This is a genomic window from Streptomyces sp. NPDC059853, from assembly GCF_042731495.1.
In the GTDB taxonomy this organism is placed as follows: domain Bacteria; phylum Actinomycetota; class Actinomycetes; order Streptomycetales; family Streptomycetaceae; genus Streptomyces.
On sequence record NZ_JBHWJL010000451.1, the window covers coordinates 1 to 2,823 of the forward strand.

Below are 2,823 nucleotides of genomic sequence, written 5' to 3' on the forward strand. Positions count from 1 at the left end.
GACGCCGAGTGCGGGGCCCGGTTGGCGGTGGCGCTGTGCGGTGGTGAGTGCTACTCCGAGACGGGCGGTGGGGCGCACCAGGGTGTGGAGGTGGGCGTCGGGGGATTTTCCCGCGGCGGTCAGCACCGCGTCGGGGTCGCGGGCCAGCACCAGGGTGGCGCGTTTGGCGAGCGCGAAGACGGCGGCCGGGAAGGCGAACGGGTCGTCCTCGCCGGCCAGGGCGATCACCAGATGGCCGGGGCGTGCCGTACCGGCGAGCACCGCGCGGGCGTCGGCGACGGTGGCGGCGCCGGGGGGCGCGGTGGCCTGCGGCAGGCCGAGCCGGGCGGCGATCCGGCGGGGCCACCGGTGCGTCCCGGTGCGGTCGAGTGCGGGGACGGCGGTGGGGCGGCCGTCGTCCGCGGGGGATGCCAGGGCCGCCGCGAGGTAGGTCCGCGGGGTACGGGCGAGGGTGATGCGCACGGCTGTCGTTCCTCTCCGGTACGGGTCGGGGGTGCGCGCGGGGGCGGCTCAGCGGTGGCGGTACACGCCGTCGATGGTGCGCACGGTGGCGAGCTGGCGGGCCAGATGGGCCTCCCGGAAGGCGCGGTCCTCCAGGCGCCGCAGATAGCTGGCGAGCATGGTGCGCACCGTGTCGCCCTTGGTGCCGCGCCGGACGAAGCGCAGCGGACCCGCGGAGCGGGCGGGGGTGAGGGTGGCCTCGCCGGGCTCCAGGGTGAGGGTGCCGCGGGTGCCGAGGACGGAGAGGCGTTCGGTCTTCTCGTAGTGGTGGCGGGAGATGCGCAGGGACCCGGCCAGGGAGGGGGCGGAGTAGCCGTAGAGCAGGCTGACCAGGTCCTCCAGGCGGTGGTCGCGCATCTCCGGGTAGCGGTAGGTGAAGACGGCGTCGACGCGGGCCGGGGGCGGGAACATGCCGGCCAGGACGTCGATGAGGTGGTAGCCCATGTCGAGCAGGACGCCGCCGAGCGCGGTGTCCGGGCGGGCGCGCCAGCCGCTGGTGGGGCGGGGCAGGTTCAGGTGGTAGTCGTAGGAGAACCAGTAGGGCTCGCCCAGCCGCTCCAGGTGGCGCCTGGCGAAGCCGAAGACGGGGTCGAAGTTGCGCTGGAGCAGGGTGTAGACGCTGCGGTCGGACCGCCGGGCGAGGGCGGCGAGCCGGTGGGCCTGCGCTTCGGTGACGGCGAACGGCTTCTCCTTGATGACGTGCTTGCCGTGGCGCAGCAGTTCCTCGCAGACGGCGAAGTGCGCGTGGTGCGGGACGGTGACCACGGCGGTGTCGAAGCGGACGCGGGCCACCGCCTCGGCGACGCTGCCGAAGTGCGGGAAGCCGAGGGTGCGGGCGATGTCCCCGGCGCCGGGGGCGCTGTCCACGCCTCCGGCGATGTCGGCGCAGGTCCGCAGGACGGGCAGGTATTCCCGGCCCTGCTGTCCGGCGAAGCCGACGAGCAGGGTGCGGGGCCTGGCCGGGGCGGTGGTGGGCGCGGGTGCGGGTGCGGGTACGCGCATGGCCGTGGCTCCTCAGCTGCGCCGGGCCGCGGCGGCGGCCAGCCATCGGTGGGCGGCGGTGACCAGGTCCGTGATGAAGGTGCTCTCGCCGGGGACGCGGTGCTGGTCCAGCAGGGCGAGGTCGCCGGGGCCGACCCAGGCGTGCCCCAGGTGTTTGTCCGGCTCCAGGCGCGGGGCGCTCAGATCGCCGTCCACTTCGACCACGAAGTCGAGTTCGGTGTGGGGTACGCCGTCGGCCGTCCAGTGGGCGGGGCCGAGCGGGGCGAGGACCCGGCGCAGCCGCCAGCCGGTCTCCTCGGTGATCTCCCGGCGCAGGGCCGCCATCGGGTCCTCGTCGCGTTCCACCGCGCCGCCGACGATGTCCCAGCGGCCGGGGAAGAGGCGGCGCTCCCAGGACCGCTGCTGGACGAAGATCCGGTCGCCGCCGTCCCGGATGAGCGCGCCGACGACGAGCCGCGGGGTGGTCATGGCCTGTCCTTGGGTGCGAGGGGGTGCCGGGCGTAGTGCTCCAGGACCCGGTGGAACGCCTCGCCGTGCAGGGCGGCGGCGGTGCGGCTCCAGCCGGTGCTGTCGTCGCAGGGCTGGTGGTAGCAGGGGTCGTGGGGGACGCCCGGGGTGCCGCCCCACAGCTCGGCCTGCTCCTCGGTCTTGGGTTCGTAGGAGCCGCCGTAGAGGCCGCCGGTGGGGATACCGGCGTCGAGGAAGGGGGCGAAGTCGGAGCGGCCGTCGGGCGGGAAGGGCCGCGCGGTCTCGCCGAGGCCGGCGAAGGCGGCGGTGAGCCGGCCGGCGATGTCCGCGGAGGCCGGGTCGCCGGGTCCCGGGTCCAGGACGTACAGGCCGTGGTTGGGGCTGCCGATCATCTCCAGGTTGAGATAGAGGGCGGTGGCCTCGCGTTCGGGGGCGGAGAGGGTGTCGAGGTAGTGGGCGGAGCCGAGCAGGCCGAACTCCTCCGCCGCCCAGAACGCGAACCGCAGCCGGGCGCGGCCCGGGTCGGCGGCGCGGGGGGCGGCGTCGAGGGCGGCTTCCAGCAGGACGGCCGCCGCGACGCCGTTGTCGTTGATGCCGGGGCCGTCGGGTACGGAGTCGAGGTGGGCGCCGGCCACCACGGTGCGTCCCGGGTCCCCGGAGGGGGTGGTGGCGATGAGGTTCTCGGTGGTGCGCGGCTCGGTGAGCGCGCGCAGCCACAGCTGTCCGGTGCGGCCGGCCGCCGCTTCGGCCGCCAGGTCCGCGGCGGTGTCCGCGCCGATGCCGCCGACCGGGATGCGGGCCGCCTCCGGGTCCGTCAGCCAGCCGTGCGGGGCGTCGGGGCCGGGGCCGGCG

General features: G+C 75.9%; 4 protein-coding genes. All 4 read right to left on the reverse strand.

Going from position 1 to position 2,823, the window contains the following annotated elements:
• On the reverse strand, window positions 1-462 hold a 462-nt coding region (locus ACFV5N_RS26585), incomplete at its 3' end, for a hypothetical protein (RefSeq protein ID WP_385604719.1).
• A 48-nt stretch (window positions 463-510) separates the two neighbouring features.
• Window positions 511-1,503 carry a Gfo/Idh/MocA family protein gene (locus tag ACFV5N_RS26590; protein ID WP_019433834.1) on the reverse strand — a complete coding sequence of 331 codons (993 nt, stop codon included), beginning with the start codon at window positions 1,501-1,503 and terminating at the stop codon, window positions 511-513.
• 12 nt (window positions 1,504-1,515) lie between these two features.
• Window positions 1,516-1,971: an NUDIX hydrolase gene (locus ACFV5N_RS26595; protein ID WP_385604722.1), complete on the reverse strand. Its 456-nt coding sequence runs from the start codon at window positions 1,969-1,971 to the stop codon at window positions 1,516-1,518.
• A partial coding sequence (locus ACFV5N_RS26600) for a M28 family peptidase (protein ID WP_385604725.1) occupies window positions 1,968-2,823 on the reverse strand: 856 nt, incomplete at its 5' end. The genes ACFV5N_RS26600 and ACFV5N_RS26595, both read right to left, overlap by 4 nt.